The 22,112-nt window shown below is 70.4% G+C and carries 18 protein-coding genes; 8 read left to right on the forward strand and 10 right to left on the reverse strand.

Annotated features, from left to right (window positions below):
- The first annotated feature begins 214 nt into the window (after positions 1-214).
- Complete coding sequence (locus ACFV7R_RS07130) at positions 215-1,735, forward strand: polysaccharide pyruvyl transferase family protein (RefSeq protein ID WP_385260826.1); 1,521 nt, start codon at positions 215-217, stop codon at positions 1,733-1,735.
- Between the two features lie 55 nt (positions 1,736-1,790).
- Here ACFV7R_RS07130 and ACFV7R_RS07135 read toward each other — a convergent pair whose 3' ends face one another.
- The 10 genes from ACFV7R_RS07135 to ACFV7R_RS07180 all read right to left on the reverse strand — a co-directional run bounded on the left by ACFV7R_RS07135 (position 1,791) and on the right by ACFV7R_RS07180 (position 17,834).
- Positions 1,791-3,014 (reverse strand): glycosyltransferase family 2 protein, encoded by a 1,224-nt coding sequence (locus ACFV7R_RS07135; RefSeq protein ID WP_385260829.1) that lies wholly within the window; start codon positions 3,012-3,014, stop codon positions 1,791-1,793.
- A gap of 194 nt (positions 3,015-3,208) precedes the next feature.
- Positions 3,209-5,281: a hypothetical protein gene (locus tag ACFV7R_RS07140; RefSeq protein WP_385260832.1), complete on the reverse strand. Its 2,073-nt coding sequence runs from the start codon at positions 5,279-5,281 to the stop codon at positions 3,209-3,211.
- 123 nt (positions 5,282-5,404) lie between these two features.
- The gene (locus ACFV7R_RS07145; RefSeq protein WP_385260835.1) at positions 5,405-6,901 is read right to left on the reverse strand and encodes a D-ribitol-5-phosphate cytidylyltransferase; all 1,497 of its coding nucleotides are present in this window, start codon (positions 6,899-6,901) and stop codon (positions 5,405-5,407) included.
- 525 nt (positions 6,902-7,426) lie between these two features.
- Complete coding sequence (locus ACFV7R_RS07150; protein WP_385260837.1) at positions 7,427-8,977, reverse strand: alkaline phosphatase D family protein; 1,551 nt, start codon at positions 8,975-8,977, stop codon at positions 7,427-7,429.
- A 187-nt stretch (positions 8,978-9,164) separates the two neighbouring features.
- Positions 9,165-10,601 (reverse strand): GTPase ObgE, encoded by a 1,437-nt coding sequence (obgE, locus tag ACFV7R_RS07155; protein ID WP_385260840.1) that lies wholly within the window; start codon positions 10,599-10,601, stop codon positions 9,165-9,167.
- A 107-nt stretch (positions 10,602-10,708) separates the two neighbouring features.
- Positions 10,709-10,963, reverse strand: a complete 255-nt coding sequence (gene rpmA, locus ACFV7R_RS07160; protein WP_366825482.1) for a 50S ribosomal protein L27 — start codon at positions 10,961-10,963, stop codon at positions 10,709-10,711.
- A 14-nt stretch (positions 10,964-10,977) separates the two neighbouring features.
- Complete coding sequence (rplU, locus tag ACFV7R_RS07165) at positions 10,978-11,298, reverse strand: 50S ribosomal protein L21 (protein ID WP_004931419.1); 321 nt, start codon at positions 11,296-11,298, stop codon at positions 10,978-10,980.
- Between the two features lie 229 nt (positions 11,299-11,527).
- Entirely contained in the window at positions 11,528-15,616 is a 4,089-nt protein-coding gene (locus ACFV7R_RS07170; protein WP_385260843.1) for a ribonuclease E/G, read from the reverse strand.
- 265 nt (positions 15,617-15,881) lie between these two features.
- Entirely contained in the window at positions 15,882-16,676 is a 795-nt protein-coding gene (locus ACFV7R_RS07175; protein ID WP_129802349.1) for a TIGR03936 family radical SAM-associated protein, read from the reverse strand.
- A 48-nt stretch (positions 16,677-16,724) separates the two neighbouring features.
- Complete coding sequence (locus ACFV7R_RS07180) at positions 16,725-17,834, reverse strand: hypothetical protein (protein WP_385261406.1); 1,110 nt, start codon at positions 17,832-17,834, stop codon at positions 16,725-16,727.
- A gap of 151 nt (positions 17,835-17,985) precedes the next feature.
- Here ACFV7R_RS07180 and ACFV7R_RS07185 point away from each other — a divergent pair, with 151 nt between their 5' ends.
- Genes ACFV7R_RS07185 through gvpJ form a run of 7 tightly spaced genes read left to right on the forward strand, consistent with a single transcriptional unit; the run spans position 17,986 to position 22,109 of the window.
- Positions 17,986-18,279, forward strand: a complete 294-nt coding sequence (locus ACFV7R_RS07185; protein WP_385260846.1) for a gas vesicle protein — start codon at positions 17,986-17,988, stop codon at positions 18,277-18,279.
- A gap of 33 nt (positions 18,280-18,312) precedes the next feature.
- The gene (locus tag ACFV7R_RS07190; RefSeq protein ID WP_385260849.1) at positions 18,313-18,789 is read left to right on the forward strand and encodes a gas vesicle structural protein GvpA; all 477 of its coding nucleotides are present in this window, start codon (positions 18,313-18,315) and stop codon (positions 18,787-18,789) included.
- A gap of 3 nt (positions 18,790-18,792) precedes the next feature.
- On the forward strand, positions 18,793-19,506 hold the full coding sequence (locus ACFV7R_RS07195; RefSeq protein ID WP_385260852.1) for a GvpL/GvpF family gas vesicle protein: 714 nt from the start codon (positions 18,793-18,795) through the stop codon (positions 19,504-19,506).
- A 43-nt stretch (positions 19,507-19,549) separates the two neighbouring features.
- A complete protein-coding gene (locus ACFV7R_RS07200) occupies positions 19,550-19,804 on the forward strand; it encodes a gas vesicle protein GvpG (RefSeq protein ID WP_129802345.1) in 255 nt (84 codons plus the stop codon).
- A 37-nt stretch (positions 19,805-19,841) separates the two neighbouring features.
- Complete coding sequence (locus ACFV7R_RS07205) at positions 19,842-20,396, forward strand: ABC transporter substrate-binding protein (RefSeq protein ID WP_385260855.1); 555 nt, start codon at positions 19,842-19,844, stop codon at positions 20,394-20,396.
- On the forward strand, positions 20,389-21,573 hold the full coding sequence (locus tag ACFV7R_RS07210; protein ID WP_385260858.1) for an SRPBCC family protein: 1,185 nt from the start codon (positions 20,389-20,391) through the stop codon (positions 21,571-21,573). The genes ACFV7R_RS07205 and ACFV7R_RS07210 overlap by 8 nt, the downstream gene beginning before the upstream one ends.
- 53 nt (positions 21,574-21,626) lie before the next feature.
- Complete coding sequence (gene gvpJ / locus ACFV7R_RS07215; RefSeq protein ID WP_385260860.1) at positions 21,627-22,109, forward strand: gas vesicle protein GvpJ; 483 nt, start codon at positions 21,627-21,629, stop codon at positions 22,107-22,109.
- The last annotated feature ends 3 nt before the right edge of the window (positions 22,110-22,112 follow it).

Consider the following 22,112-nt stretch of genomic DNA (forward strand, 5'->3'; position numbering starts at 1 on the left):
TGTCCCCTCACGTAGGTTCGGCTGCCCCGTCGGGCAATCTACGCGAAGTGGATCGCGCGCCGCGCATCGGTCCAGTACGCGGACGTGCAGTCGGCGACGCAGCGTGATCACTCGCTCACGAATCAAATATGGCGAAAAGGTTGTACAGAGCGGCTATAGGATTTAAAGCTCCTGCAAATTTAAGTTGAAGAACGTGTCACCGATAGATCACCACATGCAGCGCACCAAGCGCATCCTCCTCCGGTCCGGGAAGAGTCCTTATGACGTCGTCCCGATCGAAGAGGCCCTTCACCGGGACGTCATCGCCACCAACGCCGGAAACCTGATCTTCAGTGACGCGGCGCACAAGATTCTTGAGACACCGCACACCGAGGTGGTCTCGAACGGCATCCGCACCCAGGTGTCGGCGGCCGACCGGATCAACGAGGAGTACGACGCCTTCGTCGTCCCGCTCGCCAACGCGTTCCGGCCGTCCTTCGAGGCCTCGCTGAACCGCCTGACCCAGCTCATCCGCAAGCTGCGGATCCCGGTGGTGGTCCTGGGCGTCGGCGCACAGAGCGGACTGGACTACGACCTCGCACGGCTGAAGGCCCTGGAGCCCGCCGTTCGGGACTTCGTGTCCGCCGTGCTCGACCGGAGCGCGTCGATCGGCGTGCGGGGCGAGTTCACCGAGGAGTACCTGAAGCAGATGGGGTTCAGGGACGTCGAGGTCATCGGCTGTCCGTCCCTGTTCATGTACGGCAAGGAACTCGACGTCCGCAAGCGCGCGGCGGCGCTGACCGCCGACTCGCGGATCGCGATCAACGGCTCGCACAACGCGGTGCGCAGCCTGGGCCTCGACCGGATCATCGCCCGCACGCACGAGCGCTATCCGAACCTGCGCTTCATCGGCCAGAACCTCACCGACGCACAGCAGTTGCACTGGCGCCACGTGTCGGGAGCGAACGGCCGGGTGACGGCGATGCCGACCCATCCGGACCACCCGATGTACCAGGAGGACAAGGCCCGGATCTACGTCGATCCCGTCACCTGGATCGACGACCTGCGCGAGTTCGACTTCTCCTTCGGCTCCCGTATCCACGGCAACATCGCCGCGCTGCTGGCGGGTACGCCCGCGACCGTGCTGTGCAGTGACTCGCGGACGCTGGAGCTGTGCCGCTACTTCGGCATCCCGCACCGCCCGCTCGACCAGCTGTCCGAGGACGTGGACCCGGCGCGGCTGTACGAGGAGGCGGACTTCGGGGCGCTGCTGGGCGGCCACGAGGAGCGGTTCGAGCGGTTCACCGCCTTCTTGGACAAGAACGGGCTGGAGAACACCTTCACGCACGGCGACGGCGGCGCGGCCTTCGAGGAGCGCCTGCGGTCACTGTCGTTCCCCCCTGGCATCCGGCCGTGGATCGACAGCGACCCCGCCTCGCTGAGCCCGCGCTTCGGCTGGCTGCAGACCCGGATCACCGAACTGGCCTCGGAGAACGCCAAGTTGAAGCGGGAGCTGGCCCGCTCCCGGGCCGCCGCCGCGAAGTCGGCCCCGGCGGGCCCGCTCCCGGGCGGTCCGGCTGCGACCGAGCGCGTTGCGGTGAAGCCCGCAGCCAAGGCCGCCGCGATCACCCCTGCTGCGGCGAAGGCCGCTTCGACCAAGGCGGCTCCGGCCGTGCCGACCATCTCGGTCTACCGCCGCGCCCGCCGCGCGGTGGGCCGCCCGCTCCGGCGGGCGCTGCAGTCGGGTCAGAAGTAAGGCACCAAGAACGCGGGACGAGGCGGAGGGACTTCCCCCCCCTCGTCCCGCGTTCTCATGTCGCAGCCGCCCGTCCACCGGGCGTGGACGAGCGTGACGTCAGCATCCGCCGCGCCTTGCGCATCGCCCTGCGCAGCAGGGACTCGGCGCCCCCCTCGCGGTACCCCGGGAAGGGGCGGGCCTCGTGCGGCTCGGCGAGGTAGACGGAGTCGGGAACGCCGGCCGCGCGGTCACGGAAGTGGGGGTAGGCCAGGTACAGGCGGCGGCCCTTCTTCTCCAGGAGAGCCGCCGGCTGCTTCTTGGCCTTGATGAACCGCAGGACGTCCACGAGGAGTTCGGGCCGCTGCTCGGCGACCAGATGCAGCCGCAGCCGCTCCTGGACCTTGATGCGGCGCCCGATCCCGTCCCGCCAGTACGCCTCCATCAGCGGCTTCGCCAGCTCCGTCTTGTGCCGCCGCACCTCCTCGCTGTCCGTGAGGAACTTCGGCCCGAACTGCGGCAGCAGCGTGACCAGGAAGGGGCGGACCATCAGCGCGTCGCGCTGCTCACCCGCCGGGACCAGGTCGGCGATCAGCTGCATCAGGGCGCGCGCGGAGTCGAAGCGCAGGGTGTAACTGCCGCTCTTCGTCACGTGCTTGCCGTCCTCGCGGCCCACCAGGTAGTAGCAGGTGTAGTCGGCGACCACGGAGACGCCGTTCGCCCGCAGATACGCCTCCATCGTGAACAGCGCGTCCTCACCGGTCCACAGGGACTCGTCGAACCGCATCCCGTGCCGCTCCAGCAGCTCACGACGGAACAGCTTCTGCGCACTGAGCGTGAACTTGATCTTGGACGAGAAGACGTCCGTACGCTCCAGCGTCCTGCCCCACATCGACTTGGGCGCCGAGCGGTTGACGCCCTCGACCCGGCCGAGGACCACATCGGTGCCGTTGCGGTCGGCCATGGCGACCATCCGCTCCAGTGCCTCGGCGCCCAGCCGGTCGTCGGCGTCGAGAAAGAACACGTACCGCCCGGCCGCCTTGCCCAGGCCGACATTGCGCGGGCCGCTGGGCCCGCCGGAGTTCTCCTGCCGGATCACCGTGACCGGCATGGGCGCGCGGGCCGCGAACTCCTCCAGGTACTCCCCCGTACCGTCGGTCGACCCGTCGTCGACCGCGATGACCTCGATGCGCTCCGGGTCGATGGTCTGTGCCTCGACCGACGCCAGGCACTCGACCAGATACGGCATCGCTTCGTACGCCCCGATGATCACACTGACATCAGGTTGCGTCACGGTCACGTTTCCCCCCAGTTAACGGAAGATTCCCCCCGTATCTCCTCTATCGCTCCTTAGTAGACGGGGTGACGGGGCAAGCGGTTGCCCTGGTCAGTCCCATTGGTGACTCAAGTCACAGTACGAGCGGAGGGGCCAAAACGTTCGGCCCCCGAGGGGCATGTGCTCCTCGGGGGCCGACAGGTGTTATGGGTGGCCGGTCAGCGCGCCGGTTGTTCGGCGTCCTCCGGCTCGACCTCCTCCACGGCACCGGCCGCGGCCCGGGACTCCTGACCGAGGTTGCGGGTCTCGGCCTTCAGTGTGAGGTTCGCCACGGCGGTGTTGAACTGGTCGATGGACTTCGGCTCGTCCGGTCCGAGCAGGTACCGCTTCAGCTCCCCCCGGTCCTCGGCCAGCGGGTCGGCCGCGGGGTCGCGCACCGCCGCCAGCAGATCGCCCAGTTCGGCGGCGCTGTTGGACAGGATCGTGGCAGCGCGCACCGCGGTGTTCTGCCGCTTGAACTCCTCCACGCCCAGCTCGGCCGAGTCCGTGACCGCGTACGGCTTGCCGCTCGCGATGAAGTCGGAGACCACGCTGGAGATGTCGGAGACCATCGCGTCGGAGACGTTGAAGCAGTCGTACAGACGCGGCTCGGCGCCCGTGATGACCCGGTGCCCGTACGCCGGGAAGGAGCGCCAGTAGGTGTCGTTCCACTCGGCGCGCAGCCGGGCGATCTCCTCGTGCTTGCGTACGTCGATCAGTCCGTCGCGGGTCGCCTCGGCCTCGTCGCCCTTCTCGCCGCCGGCGCCGGACAGTTCGGCGAGCCGGGCCTCGATCCGGGCCAGCTCGGCCCTGGCGGCGGTCTGCGCGGCTGCGTCGGCGGTGAAGCGCGGGTCGGCGGCGCGCTCGGCGGCGGCCTGCTCGACCAGCGCCGTGATGCGGCGGTGGGCGGCGCCGGCCTCCTTGCTGACGGTGCCGGTGAAGGGGTGCGGCTTGTACAGGACACGGACCGGCGGGTCGGCCTTCACCAGCTTCTTCACGATGTTCTCGCCGGCGAGCACGAGCGAGGTGTTGCCCGGGTTGCCGTCCCAGCCCTCCCAGGTGGGCGCATAGAGCACCGTCGGGATACGTCCTTCCGGCACGCCCTGCCAGGTCTCGATCGGCGCCAGCTGCGGGCGGCCGACCTCCACGATGTCGTCGTCGCGGACGCCGACGTCGGCGATGGCGTACCGGTCGCGGCCCGCCCGGCCGGCCGTCCACACCTCGTCGTACACCTTGCTGAACGGGTTGACGCTGGCCAGCTTGTCGCTGTCGCCGTGGCCGATGAAGACGTGCTTCATGGTCGGGACGCGCAGCATGTGGATGTTCTTGCCGACGTTCGCCGCGTACAGCGCGACCCGCACCGTGGACAGGTCCATGTTCATCAGGTGCACCCCTCCGGGCACGCAGATGACCGGGACGGTGGTGGGCGCCAGGCGGTCCAGGATGGCGCGCTCACGCAGGATGATCAGCGGCCTGGAGTCCAGCTGCTCCATGGTCTCCAGCCACATGTTGACCTGGTACGCCGAGTCCTTGGAGCCGGAGAAGTACAGCACCGTCTCGGGCCGGTACTCGCGCAGCCAGTCGTCGACGGCGGCCAGGACGACCTCGGCGCGCGGCGGGATCCGGCGGCCGCGGACGTACGGCATCAGGGCGAGGACGTACCCGCAGCCCAGGGCCAGTGTCACACCGATGCCGACGAATCCGGCCACGGCCGAATCGACGGCGGCCGAGACCAGCACGCCGACGACCGCGGCGAGGTCGAGGTGGAGCATCTTCTCGGCCGAGCGGTGCAGCAGCCCGCGCGGCGGGGCGTCCGGGATGCGGACGCGGGAGGCCAGGTCGACATTGCGGGTGGCGACCGGCATCCGGCGGCGGTTGCGGATCAGGGTGACCAGGGCGCCGTGCGGGGCCTGGAGACCGTAGAAGGCGATGAAGCAGGCGATCGCGCCGTAGAAGATCAGGTCGTCCGAGAGGGACAGCCGGGCCAGCAGCAGCACCAGGAGCAGCTGACGGATCAGGAAGCGGATCGACAGACCGGCCCGGACCTTGCTGAGCCGGTTGATCAGGTAGCTGCCCTTGCGGTGCAGATAGTGGTCCGCCAGATACGTCGCGGCGGCCGCGGCCGCGAAGGCGGGAACGCTCGGGACGAGCGCGGCCAGCATGAGCACCGGGAAGCCCAGCATCATGAGGGCCGCCGCGGCCAGCTCGGCCGCGCTGCCCACCCGGGCGACGCGTATAGCGGTGGAAATCACTTAAGAAACCTGCTCTTGAGGGGGATGCCGGTTTTGTTCGCCTACGGTTCAGGCCTCTGCGAACAACCCGTGAACGGGCGCACACAGAGGCCTGAATTACCGAATTCTAATGGGCGTCAATTATTACACGCCGTCCTGTCGGTCCAGGACGCCGGCCAGCGCCTGCTCGAAGCCGGAGGCCCTGCTCGCGCCGGCCGTCGGGTCCTGCTGGCGGACGTCGATGACATGGCCGGTCAGCTCGGACAGCAGCACGTCGAGCGAGGTGAGGGCCACGGCCTCGGAGGACAGCAGCGTGCCCGCCGGCTCCTGGCCGAACGCCTTGGTGCGCATCGGGGTGGCGGTGCGCTCCGGGTTGATGCAGTTGACGCGGATGCCGTCGCCGGCCCACTCGTCGGACAGGGCCTGGGTGAGGTTCACCATGGCGGCCTTGGTCGAGGAGTAGAGGCTGTACTCGGCGCGGCCTCGGGTGTAGCTGCTGGAGGTGTACAGCAGCAACTGGCCCTTGGTCTCGGCGAGGTACTTGTACGCGGAACGGGCGATCTGCACCGGCGCCAGATAGTTGACCTTCAGCGCCTCCTCGATGGTGGCGTTGTCGGTCTCGGCCAGCTTGCCGATGCGCAGCACACCCGCCGTGTTGACGACGTAGTCGATGCGCCCGGTCTCGGCGTACGCCTTGGACAGCGCGTCGTCGACCTCCTCCGGGTTCTCGACGTGCGTGCCGGTGGTGGAGCGGCCCAGCGCGTAGACGTTCGCGCCGTAGGACCCGGCGAGTTCGCAGATGTCCTTGCCGATGCCGTACGAACCGCCGAAGACGACCACGGTCTTGCCGGTGAGCAGCTCGCGGTAGTCCTCCTCGCCGTTCTGCTCCGGCGCGGCCGTGGAGGCGAGCTGGAACAGCTTGTCGGCGATGAAGACGTCGACGGGCTGGGTGACCTTCATGTTGTACTCGTCGCCCGCGACGACGTGGATCGGCACGTCCGGCAGGTACTTGAGCACGACCGTGCAGTCGTCCGTGGCCTGGAAGTTGGGGTCGCCGGCCGCGACCTCGTAGGCCCGCTTGATCGTGGACAGCTTGAAGGCCTGCGGGGTCTGGCCGCGGCGCAGCCGGGAGCGGTCCGGGATCTCGGTGATGAACTCGCCGTCCTCGCCGTGCGTGCGGGTCACGATGATGGTGTCCGCGGACGGGATGGCGACGTCGACCGCCTGGTAGCGCTCGAGTGCGGCCACGCAGTCGTCGATGACGCGCTGCGACAGCAGCGGGCGGACGGCGTCGTGGAAGAGGACGTTGAGGTCCTCGCCCTCGGCCAGGCCCTCACCGAGAGCGGAGATGGCGCGCTCGGTCGTCTCGTTCCGCGTCGAGCCGCCCTCGATGATCCTGGAGACCTTCGCGAACCCGGCCTTGGCGACGATCTTCTCCACGTCGGGCACATAACCCGGCGCCATCAGCACGATGATGTCGTCGATCGAGTCGGCCTTCTCGAAGGTGGTCAGCGTGTGCTCGATGACTGCCTTGCCGGCGATCTTCAGCAGCTGCTTCGGGATCGACAGACCCACGCGCTGACCGGTACCACCGGCCAGGATCACTGCGGTGGTACGGGGCTTGGCTATGTGCTGTGACACAGGTGACCTACCTTGGGGCGACTGGGAACTTGCAAATGGTCCCACTCCGGGTAACCGCGATGCAAGATGAGCGATGGCTACCGCATATGTGCGCGCAACCTGTCATTCACCTTGCGGGCCCGGTGAAGCGGAGAGGCCTTCCGTGGACGCCCGGGAATTGCTGTGAGTAACTCCACAGGGAGTTGGCGATCACCGAGAGCGACCTGGTGACGGCTCAGCGGTGACCGAGGACCTTCACCCGTTCCTTGGAAGACGTCTGGTGAACGGTACGCGACGTGACGGGTGCCGTGTGCCGCACGGGTGCCGCGACCTTCGGGTGCAGATCTTCACGTCCTGCGGCGACGGGCTGCACGTGTTCTTCATGTGCAGCACAGCGCCATTGCGTATCAGCCGCGAATACAGCCCGTCCGGCAGCTCATTGGCGCGGAATTCCTGGTCAAGATTCCGCAGCATTTCGGTCTCGGTGAGGGCAAGGGAAACGCCCTGGGACTCCGGTGAGGCCCAGGGCGTATCCGGTAGGGGGCGTCAGACCAGCCGCACTCCGGGCCGGCCCGCCTCCACCCGCAGCCGGGCCAGTGTGCTCGGTGTCGCCTTCGGCTGCCGTACCGTGTCGACGACCCGGACCCGTGCGTCGATGCCGTCGCGGCGGATGTCGAAGAGGTGGTAGCCGCGGTGGGCGTCGAGCAGCTTCCAGTGCGGGTTGTCCGGCATGCGCGGGTCCCACTCCTTGCGGAAGGCGGCCTGGTCCTGGTCGCCGTTGCTGGAGATGGAGGTGCCGACGAACTCGGCGCCGACGACGGCGGAGCCCGGGTCGGCGAAGTCCTCCTTCAGGTCGCTGATCATCGTCAGGTGCCGGTCACCGGTCAGCACGACCGGGTTGCGCACGCTCCTGAACTCCTTGAGGAACTGGTTGCGTTCGGCCTGGTAGCCGTCCCAGGCGTCGTAGAACCACTGCTTGCCCTCGCCGACCAGCAGATCGGTCTCGGCCATCATGATCTGCGAGGCGATCAGGTTCCAGCGGGCGGGCGAGTCATGCAGGTTGTTCAGCAGCCACTGCTTCTGGTCCGCGCCGAGCATGGTGAGCGACGGGTCCATGGCGCCGGCCTGACTGGTCGCCTGGTCGCTGCGGTACTGCCGGGTGTCCAGCACGTTGAGCCGGGCCAGGCGGCCGAACTCCAGGTGGCGGTACATCCGGATGTGGGGGCCGTTCGGGATGGCGCTCGCCCGGACCGGCATGTGCTCGTAGTACGCCTGGTAGGCCGCGGTCAGCCGGGCCACGAACGCGTCGTGCGGCTGCTTGTCGGGGTCCTGCGGGATGTCGCCGGCGAAGTCGTTGTCGACCTCGTGGTCGTCGAAGGTGACCACGAACGGGGCACCGGCGTGCATCGCCTTCAGGTCCGGGTCGGTGCGGTACTGGGCGTACCGGTTGCGGTACTGGGTGAGGCTGTACGGCTCACCGGTCCCCTCGTGCCGGCGCAGGGCCGTCGCCGACGGTACGGACTCGTAGATGTAGTCGCCGACGAACACCACGACGTCCGGGTCCTGGGCCAGCATGTCGGCGTACGGCGTGAAGTAGCCGTGCTGCCAGTTCTGGCAGGAGGCGAGCGCGACGCGCAGGGTGCCACCGGAGCTCTGCCGGCTCGGTGCGGTGCGGGTACGGCCGGTGGGCGAGAGCTGACCGCTGGTGCGGAAGCGGTACCAGTGGTCACGCCCCGGACGCAGCCCCCGTACATCCACATGAACGCTGTGCCCGTACTCGGGCCGCGCCTGGGCGACTCCGCGCCGCACGCTCCTGCTGAACCGCGCGTCCTCGGCGATCTCCCACTCCACCGACACCGTGCGCTCGGGCATGCCGCCGCCGTTCAGCGGGTCGGGGGCGAGCCGGGTCCACAGCACGATGCCGTCGGGCAGCGGGTCGCCGGAGGCCACACCGAGGCTGAACACCCCGTCGGGCAGCGGGGTTTCGGCCGCTCTGGCGGCGGACGGCAGCCACAGCTGGGCGGAGGCGGCGGCGCCGAGCACGGCGGCTGATGCGGTCAGAAAGCGGCGTCGGTCGGGCGATACGGCACCGGTCATCGGCGAACTCCCTTGCCTCGCTGGCCTCTTGGACAAGGGGAAGCTCACGCGCCCGGGCGGTCCGCCCGCTGAACTCAGGGATGCACGTGCATGACAAGCAAGGAGACAACAGAAGACCCGTCACGGCCCGGGAAACACTCCCTTGCCGCAACGGGTCGGACGGTCGATCAGCGGACGAACGCCGGTTCTAGAACGGCTCGAAGTCGTCGAACTCCCGCTGTACCTCGTCCCGTTCCGCCTGCCGGTCCCGGCGCCGCTGCACCGCGGGCCGCTGCGCCTCCAGGCGGTGGTCCTCGCCACGCCGGCCCAGCATCTCGGCGCCGGCCATGACGGTCGGCTCCCAGTCGAAGACGACGGCGTTCTCCTCGGGCCCGATGGCCACGCCGTCCCCGGCGCGGGCGCCGGCCTTGACCAGCTCCCCCTCGACACCGAGCCGGTTGAGCCGGTCGGCGAGATAGCCGACGGCCTCGTCGTTGTTGAAGTCGGTCTGCCGCACCCAGCGCTCCGGCTTCTCACCGCGCACCCGGAACAGGCCGTCGTCCTCGCGTACGACGGTGAAGCCCGCGTCGTCCACGGCCTTCGGACGGATGACGATCCGCGTCGCCTCCTCCTTCGGCCGGGCCGCGCGCGCCTTGGCGACCAGCTCGGCGATCGCGTACGACAGCTCCTTGAGCCCCGTGTGCGCCACTGCCGACACCTCGAAGACGCGGTAGCCACGCGCCTCCAGGTCCGGCCGCACCATCTCGGCGAGGTCCTTGCCGTCCGGGACGTCGATCTTGTTCAGGACGACCATCCGCGGCCGGTTGCCGAGCCCGCCGTACTCGCGCAGCTCGGCCTCGATGACGTCGAGGTCGGAGACGGGGTCACGGTCGGACTCCAGCGTCGCCGTGTCCAGCACGTGCACGAGCACGCTGCACCGCTCCACGTGCCGCAGGAACTCCAGGCCGAGCCCCTTGCCCTGGCTGGCGCCCGGGATCAGCCCGGGCACGTCGGCGATGGTGTACACCGTCGAACCGGCGGTCACGACACCGAGGTTGGGCACCAGCGTGGTGAACGGGTAGTCCGCGATCTTCGGCTTGGCAGCGCTCAGCACGGAGATCAGCGATGACTTGCCGGCGCTCGGATAGCCGACGAGCGCCACATCGGCGACCGTCTTCAGCTCCAGGACGACGTCCTGCACATCCCCCGGCTCACCGAGCAGCGCGAACCCGGGCGCCTTGCGCCGCGCCGAGGCCAGCGCCGCGTTGCCGAGCCCGCCCCGGCCGCCCTGCGCGGCGACGTACGACGTCCCCTGCCCGACCAGGTCGGCGAGGACATTGCCCGCCTTGTCGAGCACGACGGTTCCGTCCGGCACCGGCAGGATCAGGTCCTGGCCGTCCTTGCCGGAGCGGTTGCCGCCCTCACCGGGCTTGCCGTTGGTGGCCTTGCGGTGCGGGGAGTGGTGGTAGTCGAGCAGGGTGGTGACCGACTGCTCGACGGTGAGGATGACGTCGCCGCCACGCCCGCCGTTGCCACCGTCGGGCCCGCCCAGCGGCTTGAACTTCTCACGGTGGACGGAGGCACAGCCGTGGCCTCCGTTACCCGCGGCGACATGCAGTTCGACGCGGTCCACGAAGGTGGTCATGGGATGTGCCTCCAGTTACGTACGAAAACTCTTACCGAATGAAACACGCGAAAGGCGGACCCGCCTTCCCGACCGGGAAGTGAGGTCCGCCTCGCGAAAGTTTCCGATCAGGCGACCGGAACGATGTTCACGACCTTGCGGCCACGGCTGGTGCCGAACTCCACCGCACCGGGCTGCAGCGCGAACAGCGTGTCGTCGCCGCCACGGCCGACGCCCGCACCGGGGTGGAAGTGGGTGCCGCGCTGGCGGACCAGGATCTCACCCGCGTTGACGACCTGACCGCCGAAGCGCTTCACGCCGAGGCGCTGAGCGTTGGAGTCACGACCGTTACGGGTGGACGATGCGCCCTTCTTGTGTGCCATCTCTCCTCAGTCCCTTACTTCGCAGCCGCGGGGATCTCAGTGACCTTGATCGCCGTGTACTGCTGGCGGTGGCCCTGACGACGGCGGTAGCCGGTCTTGTTCTTGTAGCGCAGAATGTCGATCTTCTGCCCCTTGTGGTGGTCCACGACCTCGGCCTGGACCTTGATGCCGGCCAGCACCCACGGGTCGCTGGTCACAGCGTCGCCGTCGACAACGAGCAGGGTCGAGAGCTCGACCGTGTCGCCAACCTTGGCAGTGGAAATCTTGTCAACCTCAACGATGTCGCCGACAGCAACCTTGTGCTGGCGACCACCGCTGCGCACGATGGCGTACACGCGGATCTCACTCTCTCGCTCGGGAACGGCACCCCCGCAGTCCAGCCGCCCGGCAGGCGAGCGGCCTCTCCCGGTCACGCCGTGCCCGGGAGGAAGAGGTTTACGGGGATGTGGCGCGTCTGTGGACACGCCGACGGTCAAGGTTACGGGGCCGTGGCCGAAGGGGTCAAACCGGGCCGGGCCCGTGCGGTGTGCTGCCGGTCACCCGGCAGCACACCGCACACGGACGTCAGTCCTCGTCGGTGGAGGCCGTGACGGAGGACAGCGTCTGCTGCGCCGCCGCGGTCTTCTTCGACGCCGACTTCGCGGCCGTCTTGGCGGTGGTCTTCGCCGCCTTCTTGGCCGTCGCCTTCTTTGCGGCCGTCTTCTTGGCCGCGGTCTTCTTGGTGGCGGCCTTCTTCGCGGTCGCCTTCTTGGCCGTCTTACGGGCCGTCTTCTTGGCCGGGGCCGTCTCCTCGCCCTCGGCCTCGACGGCTTCCTCCGCCGTCGGTGCCGCGGGGACGACCACGACGGCCGCCTCCTCGGACGCGGTCGGCGCGGTGGCCTTGCGCACCGCACGGCGCCGCGGACGGGCCGGGGCGGCGGGCTCGGCGGGCGCCTCGGCCTGCGCCACCTCGGGCTGCGCCGGCTCCGGCGTCACCGGGGCTTCCGGCACCTCCGGCGCGGTCTCGGGGACCGTCACCACAGCCGACTCCGCCGACGCCGACGCGGGCGAGCCGGCCGGCGCGGACACCTTGCGGGTGGCCCGACGACGGGTACGGCCCTTGGGCGCGGCCTCCTCGGCGGCCGGCGGCGCCTCGACGACCGGGTCCTCGACGGCCACGGGCTCGGCGTGCGCCTCGGTGGCCGGCTCCACCTGCACCGGACGCGCGATCTCCTCAGCGGCCGTCACGTCCTGAGCCGTCGGGGCCTGGGCAGGGCCACCGTCCGCCTCACTCCTCGGCGCACCCGCCGGAGCCGACACCCGCCGGCTCGCCCGGCGGCGCGAACGACCGCGGGTGGCCGCGGCCTCCGCCTCGGCGACGCTGCTGTACAGCTCCTCGTCCGGCGCGAACTCAGGAGCGGGCAGGGCGACCGGCTCGGCGGCCTCGGCCGCGACCTCGGCCTCGGTCTCCGCCTCCTGCTCGGCGGTCTCGCCGACCTCGACCATCCCGCCGACGATGACCTCGTGCGGCTGCTCCGGCTGCTCGGCACCGGCCCGCGCACGCTTCTTGCGCTTGCCGCCGCCACCGGTGGTGGCCACGTGGTCCAGGTGCACGATGACACCGCGGCCGTTGCAGTGGACGCAGGTCTCGGAGAACGACTCCAGCAGCCCCTGCCCGACCCGCTTACGGGTCATCTGCACCAGCCCCAGCGAGGTCACCTCGGCCACCTGGTGCTTGGTCCGGTCCCGGCCCAGGCACTCCAGCAGGCGGCGCAGCACCAGATCGCGGTTGGACTCCAGCACCATGTCGATGAAGTCGATGACGATGATGCCGCCGAGGTCGCGCAGCCGCAGCTGGCGGACGATCTCCTCGGCCGCCTCCAGGTTGTTCCTGGTGACGGTCTCCTCGAGGTTGCCGCCCTGGCCGGTGAACTTGCCGGTGTTGACGTCGATGACGACCATCGCCTCGGTCCGGTCGATCACCAGCGAACCGCCGCTGGGCAGCCAGACCTTGCGGTCCAGCGCCTTGGCGAGCTGCTCGTCGATCCGGTACGTGGCGAAGACGTCGACCTCACTGGTCCACTTCTGCAGCCGCTCGGCCAGATCCGGCGCGACGTGCGAGACATAGCCGTGGACGGTCTGCCAGGCGTCGCCTCCGCTGACGATGACCTTGGAGAAGTCCTCGTTGAAGATGTCGCGCACGACGCGGACGGTCATGTCCGGCTCGCCGTACAGCAGAGTCGGCGCGTTGCCGTTCTTCGCCTTCTTCTGGATCTCCTCCCACTGCGCCTGCAGCCGCTCGACGTCCCGGCGCAGCTCGTCCTCGCTCGCGCCCTCGGCGGCGGTGCGCACGATGACGCCCGCGTCCTCGGGGACGATCTTCTTGAGGATGGTCTTCAGCCGGGCCCGCTCGGTGTCGGGCAGCTTGCGGCTGATACCGGTCATCGAGCCCTCGGGCACGTACACGAGGTAGCGGCCCGGGAGGGAGACCTGGCTGGTGAGGCGGGCGCCCTTGTGGCCGATCGGGTCCTTCGTCACCTGGACGAGGACCGACTGGCCCGACTTCAGGGCGGATTCGATGCGCCGCGGCCCGTTGGCCATGCCCAGCGCCTCGAAGTTCACCTCGCCCGCGTAGAGAACCGCGTTGCGGCCCTTGCCGATGTCGATGAAGGCGGCCTCCATCGACGGCAGCACGTTCTGCACCTTGCCGAGGTAGACGTTGCCGACGTACGAGGTCGACTGCTCCTTGTTGACGTAGTGCTCGACGAGCACGCCGTCCTCCAGGACGCCGATCTGCGTACGGTCGCCGTTCTGCCGGACGACCATGACGCGGTCGACGGCCTCGCGGCGGGCCAGGAACTCGGCCTCGGTGATGATCGGAACGCGGCGGCGGCCCTGCTCACGCCCCTCACGGCGGCGCTGCTTCTTGGCCTCCAGACGCGTCGAGCCCTTGATGGACTGCACCTCGTCGGACGGCTCGGCCTTCGGGCGGGGCTCGCGGACCTTGACGACGGTGCGCTCGGGGTCGTCGGAGGACGGCTCGGTGTCGGGGGCGTTGTCACCGGCGCGACGACGCCGGCGACGGCGACGCCGGCTGCTGGTGGACGAACCACCGGCCTCCGCGGCCCGGTCGTCCTCCTCGGCGTCCTCCTCGACCTGCTCGGCGGTGTCCTCGGCGTCCTGCGCGGCCTGCTCGGCGGCGAGCTCCTCGGCCTCGTCGCCCTCACCGGCCTCGCCCTCGGCGGACTCGCCCCGGCGACGGCGCCGGCCACCGCGACGACGTCGGCGACGCGCCGCGGTCTCCTCGCCCTCGTCACCCTCGGCGGACTCCTCGGCCTCCTCCTCCGCCTCGTCCTCGACGGCGGTCTCGGTGGCCTGCGCCTCGGGCTCTTCGGCACCCCGACGACGGCGGCGACGCCGCGGCCCGGGCTGCTCCTCGGGGAGTTCCTCGGTGAGTTCCTCGGCCTCGGGGGCCTCCTCCGCCGCCTCGGCGGCCGCTTCGGCGGCGGCCCGCTGGGGCGTCTGGAACTGCGGCTCGGTGAACACGGGCGCCTGGAACACGGCGACCGCGGGCCGCGCGGGCCGACGCGGCGACTCGGCCTCGCCCTCGGCGACGTCCTGCTGCGCGGGGGCGGCGAACCCGGTGGCGGCCTTGCGTACGACCCGGCGCCGGGCACGGCGCGACGTACCGCCCTCGCCGCCCTGGTCGGCGACGGCTTCGGGGGCGGCGACGGCGGGGGCCGCGGTCACCGGCACCTCGACGGCGGCAGGCGTCTCGGGCCCGGCGGGAACCTCGGCAGCGGCGGGTGCCTCGGCTTCCTCGGCACCGGACGGCGTCCGCTCGCTCGTGGGCTCCCCGGCCGGTGCGGCGGCCCTGCGGGTGGTACGCCGACGGGTGCGGCGCGGAGCCGCCTCCTCGGCGGCCTCCGGTGCGGGCGCGGCGGCCTCGGTCTGCGGTGCGGCAGCGGGCTCCTCGACGGCTTCTGCCGCAGCGGGGGACGCGACGGGCGCGGACACGCGACGGGTCGCACGCCGACGGGTACGGCCGGCCGGCGCAGCCTCCTCAGCGGGCTCGGCCTCGGCGGCAGGCGCCTCGACGGCCTCGCTCACCGGCGTGGCGGACGGGGCGGTCGCGGGCACCACCGTCTCGGTGGCCTCGGCGCCCTCCGGGGACACGACCGGCGCCGACACACGGCGGGTGGCCCGGCGCCGGGCCCGCGGCGGAGCGGGCTCCTCGGTGACTTCGGCAGCCGCGCTCTCCTCGGGAGCCTCGGCAGGGGCCGGAGCCGCGGCCGTCACCGGCACCACGGTCTCGGCGGCGGGGGAGGCGGCAGGCGCGGAGACCCGGCGAGTCGCACGCCGACGCGTACGACCGGCAGGCGCGGCGGCCTCGTCGACGGCGGCAGCCTCAGGGGTCTCGACAGTCTCAGCGGCGGCCTCGGTCTCCTGGACCTCGACGACCTCGACCGCCTCCTCGGCCTCCGCCGAAGCAATCTCGGGGGACTCGGCAGCCGGTATGGCCGGCGTGACGGTCTCGGCCGGGGTGTCGGCGGTGGCGGCCGGCGGTCCCGCCGGGCGGGAAGCGGCACGGCGCCGACGCGGCGGCAGGGTGTCGCTGGGGGTGTTCAGTTCGGGGCCCGTGGTGGGCTCAGTGGGTTCGATCGGCTCGAGCATGCGGGCGTTTCTCCCGTCAGGCTCCCGGGCGCCGCACCTGGTCCGGCGGGTATGCCGGTGACGTCCGCGGCTCGCGCGATGCGCGACTGCCGCCGTCCGGGGCGCGGGCGCCGCACGGGAGCTCTCTGTAGTCCTGTCTCGCCGGTTCCGTATGCCGTGTTGCGTACGGCCTGGCGAAAGTCTTGTGGTCGGTGCGCTGCCCGACCCAGGTGGCTCCCGAGTACGAGGGCGGCGCTACGACGTGCGTCCCTGCGCGGAACCTTCCTTACGCCGACGCCTTCGCGGCGGCAGGATCGGCGGCTCCCGGAGTGGTGGCCGGGGCGGCCGTGACTGCCTCGCGGTCGGGCGCGAGCGGGTCGGTCACCGTGCCGGTCTCTTCATCGAACAGCCCCTGCGCCAGCCTGGTCACCGCTGCGGGGACCGGCGGCGCCAGGTCGGCCACGGCGCGGAGACCGGACAGGACGTCGTCGGGTCGTACGGCAGGCGTCACGTGCCGAACAACCAGCCGCAGTATCGCACAGGGCTGGTCGGTCGGCCTATCAGCAGGCGAACTGTGCATTTCAGAGCTTGCCGCGCTGTCCAGGCTCGCGACGGCCGGGCGGGCGTCGAAGGTGCGGACGCCGTTCTTGGTCAGCCGCTGCACCTCGACGGTCTCGGCCGCGTTGAAGGCGGCCACCGCGCGGGCGGCGTCGGCCGGGTCCACGCCGTCCAGCCGCAGCTCCCAGACGGAGGCCGTCAGCCGGTCGGCGAGCCCCGAGGTGCGGGCCTCGACCGCCTCGACGATGTCGAGCCCGTCGGGCAGCGACTCGTCGAGGAGCGCGCGCAGAGTCTGCGGATCACGCGGTTCGGTGAGGGCGATCTCCAGGTACTCCGCCTCACTGCCCGTGCCGGTGGGTGCGGCATTGGCGTACGACACCTTCGGGTGCGGGGTGAACCCCGCCGAGTACGCCATGGGCACCTCGGCGCGGCGCAGCGCACGCTCGAAAGCGCGCTGGAAGTCACGGTGGCTGGTGAACCGGAGGCGGCCGCGCTTGGTGTAGCGCAGTCGGACGCGCTGCACCGCGGGTGCCGGCGGCGGGCCTTCGGGCTGTCGCTTGCCCAGTGTCGTTCAGTCCTTAGTGAGTGCGGTCGTACTGCTACCAAGAGTACGTGTGCCGGCGGCCGCAGGTTCCCGTCGGGCCATCGCCTCCCGCTGCCGGGGCTCGCCGAACAGCATGCGCCGGACGTCGGCCCGCGCCTGCCGTACGGATGCCCGGGCCGAGGCCAGCGCCTGCCGCGTAGTCCGCCCCACGGCGTGCGCGGCCTCGGCGGCGGGCCGCAGAACCGTGTCCCGTACGACGTGCCCGAGGGGCGTCAGCACGCTGCGGTACACCCAGCGCACCGGCTCCACGAAAATCCACCGGAAGAGAGTCCCGAGGAACCGCCCGACGGCGAGCGAGATGTGCCCGGCGACCCGCCAGGCGTGCCCGAGCGCCGCCCCGACCTCCCGCCCGATGACGGCGAGCACCCGCCCGACCGGCACCAGTACCCAGCGCCACACCGCGAACGCGGGCAGGACGAGGAGAATCCGGGCCGTCCAGTACAGGGCCACACCGATGCCGGTGACGATCACGCCCAGGAGCCGCACGAGCCCCTTCGCACACCAGGCGACCGCCCGCCCGACGGGCGCGAGGACCCACTCGTACAGCCACCGCGCGGGAACGACGACGAGGTGGCGCACGAGCCACGCCACGGCGGTGTACACACCGATCCCGAGGGCGGCGAGCACGGCTCCGATGCCCTTGAGCAGCCACATGATCCCGTGCCCGACAGGCGTCAGCACGCGCGCGTACACCCATGCCAGCGCGGCACCGATCCCCCGCGCCACCCACGCGATCCCGTGTCCGACCGGCGTCAGGACGTACCGGTACAGCCAGACGCACGGCACCACGACGAGCACGTTCCCCAGCCGGGCGAGCGCCCTGCCGGCCGGCACTACGACGTACCGCCACAGGGCGACGAACGGCCAGACGAACACCGCCCGCCCGAGCCACAGCAGCGCCCGCCCCAGTGGCCTGAACACCGTGTCGTCGAGGAACCGCCCGGCGACGGCCAGCGCGTCCCAGACCATCCGTACCGGGAGGACGAGCACGAGCACGACGATCCGCACCGGAATGCGGATCGCGACGGCGAGACATCCCTCGGGCGGCTGCTGAGCCGGCGGCTTTTCCAGATCCATACCGTCGTAGACGCCACAGCCACCGATCCGGATGCCCTCGCGCCGATCCGGATCCTCTCGAAATCTCTGCCGCCCGAGGAGATACAGACGCATGTTTCGGGAGACACGGGTTACTTGAAGACGTTTGGTGGCGATATGTCCGAGAAGGTGAATGATCACGAACGACAGTGAGCAGCCAGAGCGGGTGTCGGCCGCCGAAGCGATGCGGCAGGCCACCGAGCAGCTCACCGAGCTGCTCGGGCGGCCCCCGGAGTCCGTTTCGGCGCTGAAGCCGACGGACGAGGGCTGGGAGGCCGAGATCGAGGTCGTGGAACTGGAGCGCATCCCGGAGACCACGAGTGTGCTGGCCAGCTACGAGGTCGTCATGGACCCGGCCGGCCAGCTGTTGGCATACGAACGCGGGCGCCGCTACACACGCGCCCAGATCGACCGGGGCGACCGCTGACGTGGCCGGCCCATCCCCCGAAGGGAGAACACCGTGACCATCACACCGGGCGGCGGCGCTGTACCCGCCCCAACCCAGGGCTCCGGAAACCTGTACGACGTGCTGGAGTTGGTCCTGGACCGCGGGCTGGTGATCGACGCCTTCGTGCGGGTGTCCCTCGTCGGCATCGAAATCGCCAAGGTGGACGCGCGCGTCGTCGTGGCCAGCGTCGACACGTACCTGCGCTTCGCCGAGGCGTGCAACCGGCTGGACCTCGAAGCGGGCCGCAAGGCCCCCGCACAGCTGCCCGACGTGATGGAGCGCGTCACCGAGGGCGGCGCCAAGGGCAAGAGCAAGGGCGCTCTGAGCGGAGCCGTCGAAGCATTCACGGAGTCCCTTCAGAAGGGCCGCCACGACGAGATCGAAAGCGGTGAACGGCCTCGGCGAGGCAAGGAGGAGCGGCGGGAGCGCGAGCGCGAGCCCGTCGAGCGCGGCTCGGAACGCCGTTCCTCGAGGGAGCGCGAGGAGTGAGCGATGTCGCTGTATGTGTACGCCATCACCAAGCCGTCCCATCCCCTGCGGCTCGACGACCTCAAGGGCGTCGGCGAGTCGCCCTCCGAGCTGCGGGTGGTGCACGGCGACTCGCTGTGCGCCGTCGTCAGTGAGGCCCCGGACGACCTGTCGATCGCACGCCGGGACATCGAGGCACACAGCGCGGTGCAGGAGCGGCTGTGGTCCGAGGGCACCTCGCTGCCGCTGAGCTTCGGATTCGTCGCCCAGGACGAGGACGCCGTACGCGCCGTTCTGGAACAGGGCGCCGAGCAATACGCCCAGCGACTGGCGGAGCTCACCGACCGCGTGGAGTTCAACGTCAAGGGCGTACAGGACGAGGACGTGTTGCTGCGGCAGATCCTCGAAGAGTCCCCGCGGGTACGCGAGTTGAACGAGGCGACCCGCGAGGGCCGCGGCAGCTACGAGCAGCGGCTGGAACTCGGCCAGCTCGTGGCCCAGGAGGTGCAGAGCCGCCATGAGGCGCTCGCCGCGCAGATCGTCGCCGCTCTGCGACCGCTCGTGTACGCGGAGAACCTGTCGCCGCCCTCCGAGCAGTACTTCGTCAACGCCTCGTTCCTCGTGGACCGCGAGAAGTCGGAGGCGTTCGCGGAGGCCTCCCGGGAGCTGGGCGAGCAGCTGCCCGAGGGAGTCGAGCTCCGGCTCAACGGCCCGCTGCCGCCCTACAGCTTCGCGTGACGGCAGCCGGCGTGCACAGGACCGAACGACACAAGGAGGCACCGTGGGACTGGTCTTGGAGATCCTGACCCTCCCCCTCGCTCCCGTACGGGGCGTGACCTGGGTGCTGGACAAGGTCGTGCTCGCGGCCGAGCAGGAAGCCTATGACCCTGCCCCGGTACAGGCGGAGCTCGCCGACCTGGAGCGGGCACGGACCGAGGGCCGTATCGACGAGGAGAAGTTCGCACAGCGCGAGCAGGAGCTGTTGCAGCGGCTGGAGGAGATCAGGGTGTATCAGCTCCGGCAAGCGCAGCCATGACGGGGGAAGGCGGTTACGGGGCGAGGAGAACGGCATCATGAACAACGCCAAGATCGGAACTGCCCTGATCGGCGGCTATGTGCTGGGTCGCAGGAGGAAGGGCGGGGCCGCCCTGGGGCTCGCCCTGGCGATGGCCGCCAGGCGGGCCAAGGGCGGCGACCTCGTCAAGGCCTTCAGCCCCGTGCTCGGCAACCTCAACCGACAGGTCCGCACCGAGTTGACGAGCGCGAGCAAGGCCGCGGCGAGCTCAGTGCTGAGCGCCCAGGCCGACCATCTCGCCGAAGCCCTGCACGAACGCACGCTCGGTCTCCAGGGAAAGCAGGACAGGGAGGAACCGCGCGAGGAGCGCGAGGAGCGCGAGGACGTCGAGCGGGACGAGGAGGAACCGCGCGAAGAGCGCGAGGACGTCGAGCGGGACGAGGAGGAACCGCGCGAGGAGGAACCGCGCGAGGAGGAACCGCGCGAGGAGGAACCGCGCGAGAAGAAACCGCGCAGGGACCGCGAAGACGACGAGCGGGACAAGGAAGAGGGCAGGAAGTCCTCTGCGAAGTCGCGCGGCAGCGCGCGAGCGAGGAGGTCGGACAATGGCTGACGGCGGCAAGGCCGAACGCGGCTCGTCGGCCGGTACCGGAACCCTGAAGACCCCGGGCGCGAACCGGTTGGTGGAGGAGCTGGGGTCCTACGCCGAGGCCCGCCTGGAACACATGCTGACCGGCGTGGGACACAAGATGGGCGAAGCGGCGAGCCGGCTCGGCTCCGCCCACATAGGTCCCGGCGGTCTCGTCCACGCGGTCGGCAAGGGCGGCAAGAAGCTCGGCGGACAACTCGGCGCGCAGGTCGCGTCCCAGGCCAAGGAGACCGCCGCGCACGCCAAGGACGCCGTGACGGACAAGATCAAGGAGGCCACCGGCCTGAAGCACGGGCCGTCGCACGGCGGTGCCAAGAGCATCACCATCCTCGAGGACATCGACATCGGCGTTCCGGTGCGCGAGGCGTACAACCAGTGGACCCAGTTCACGGAGTTCGGCCGGTTCACCAAGGGCGTGGTGAATGTCGAGCAGAAGGACGACACCACGACCCAGTGGCAGGTCAAGATCGCCAAGGCGAGCCGCGCGTGGACCGGCACGATCGTGGAGCAGGTGCCCGACGAGCGGATCGCCTGGACGTCCGAGGGGGCCAAGGGCACCACCAGGGGCGTGGTCACCTTCCATCCGGTGGCCGAGAACCTCACCAAGGTCCTGCTGGTCCTCGACTACTACCCCAAGGGACTCGTCGAGAAGACCGCGAACGTCTGGCGGGCCCAGGGCCGCCGCACCCGGCTCGATCTGAAGCTCTTCCGCAAGTTCGTGATGCTGCGCGGCGAGGCCACGGGTGCCTGGCGCGGAGAGATTCGCGAGGGCGAAGTGGTCCGCGGCCCCGAGGAGGAGGCCGAGGAGAAGGACCGCGAGGCCCGCGGCAAGGAGACCGAGGAGAGCCGCGAGGGCGGTGCCGAGGAGACCGAGGAGAAAGGCCGCGAAGGCGGTGGCGAGGAGAAGGCGCCCCGCGACGAGGACGAGCACGAGTACGAGGACGAAGAGGAAGAGGACGAAGAGGAGGAGGACGAAGAGGCGCAGCCCGAGGACCGCTACGACAAGAGGGACGAGGACGAGTCCGAAGACGAGGACGACCGCGACCGCAGCGACGACCGCGACCGCGACAACTACGACGAAGAGGATGAAGAGGACGAGGACCGCGACGACGAGGAACCCACGGCCGAGAGCCGTCGGTAGCCCCAGGTAGCCGACGGCGCTGAGCCGCTCCCAGGAACGAGGTCGAAGACGCCGTGACCGAGCCCCACTCCGCCGGCCCTTCCCCCGCGCGCACGCTCCAGCCGTACGGCCAGGGACAGGGCGCGAACCTTGCCGACATACTCGAGCGCGTGCTCGACAAGGGCATCGTCATCGTCGGCGACATCAAGATCGACCTGCTCGACATCGAACTGCTCACCATCCGGCTCCGCCTGCTGGTCGCCTCCGTGGACAAGGCCAAGGAGATCGGCATCGACTGGTGGGAGCGCGACCCGGCCCTGTCGTCCCGCGCCGACGGCGCGCGCGACCTCGAGGAACAGAACGCCCGGCTGCGCGACGAGATCAAGCAGCTGCGCAAGCAGGTGGCCGAGTCGCAGGCGGAGCTGCCCGAAGGCGGTTCGAGCAGCCGCCGCCGTCCTCACGACCGCGACCGCGAGCGGGAGCGGGAACGGGAGACCACGGCGGAGCCACGGCGCAGGAGCCGCAGAACCGCAGCGGACGACGACCGCCGGAGTTGACGC

Source organism: Streptomyces sp. NPDC059866 (assembly GCF_042731325.1).
GTDB classification, from domain to species: Bacteria; Actinomycetota; Actinomycetes; order Streptomycetales; family Streptomycetaceae; genus Streptomyces; species Streptomyces flavusporus.

What these genes read in the sequence shown, in the direction of transcription:
- ACFV7R_RS07130 (WP_385260826.1), top strand. Translation starts at nt 215, where the DNA reads ATGCAGCGCACCAAGCGCATCCTCCTCCGGTCCGGGAAGAGTCCTTAT.
- ACFV7R_RS07150 (WP_385260837.1), bottom strand. Translation starts at nt 8,977, where the DNA reads ATGACCGGTGCCGTATCGCCCGACCGACGCCGCTTTCTGACCGCATCA.
- obgE (WP_385260840.1), bottom strand. Translation starts at nt 10,601, where the DNA reads ATGACCACCTTCGTGGACCGCGTCGAACTGCATGTCGCCGCGGGTAAC.
- rpmA (WP_366825482.1), bottom strand. Translation starts at nt 10,963, where the DNA reads ATGGCACACAAGAAGGGCGCATCGTCCACCCGTAACGGTCGTGACTCC.
- ACFV7R_RS07170 (WP_385260843.1), bottom strand. Translation starts at nt 15,616, where the DNA reads ATGCTCGAGCCGATCGAACCCACTGAGCCCACCACGGGCCCCGAACTG.
- ACFV7R_RS07180 (WP_385261406.1), bottom strand. Translation starts at nt 17,834, where the DNA reads ATGGATCTGGAAAAGCCGCCGGCTCAGCAGCCGCCCGAGGGATGTCTC.
- ACFV7R_RS07185 (WP_385260846.1), top strand. Translation starts at nt 17,986, where the DNA reads ATGATCACGAACGACAGTGAGCAGCCAGAGCGGGTGTCGGCCGCCGAA.
- ACFV7R_RS07195 (WP_385260852.1), top strand. Translation starts at nt 18,793, where the DNA reads ATGTCGCTGTATGTGTACGCCATCACCAAGCCGTCCCATCCCCTGCGG.
- ACFV7R_RS07205 (WP_385260855.1), top strand. Translation starts at nt 19,842, where the DNA reads ATGAACAACGCCAAGATCGGAACTGCCCTGATCGGCGGCTATGTGCTG.
- ACFV7R_RS07210 (WP_385260858.1), top strand. Translation starts at nt 20,389, where the DNA reads ATGGCTGACGGCGGCAAGGCCGAACGCGGCTCGTCGGCCGGTACCGGA.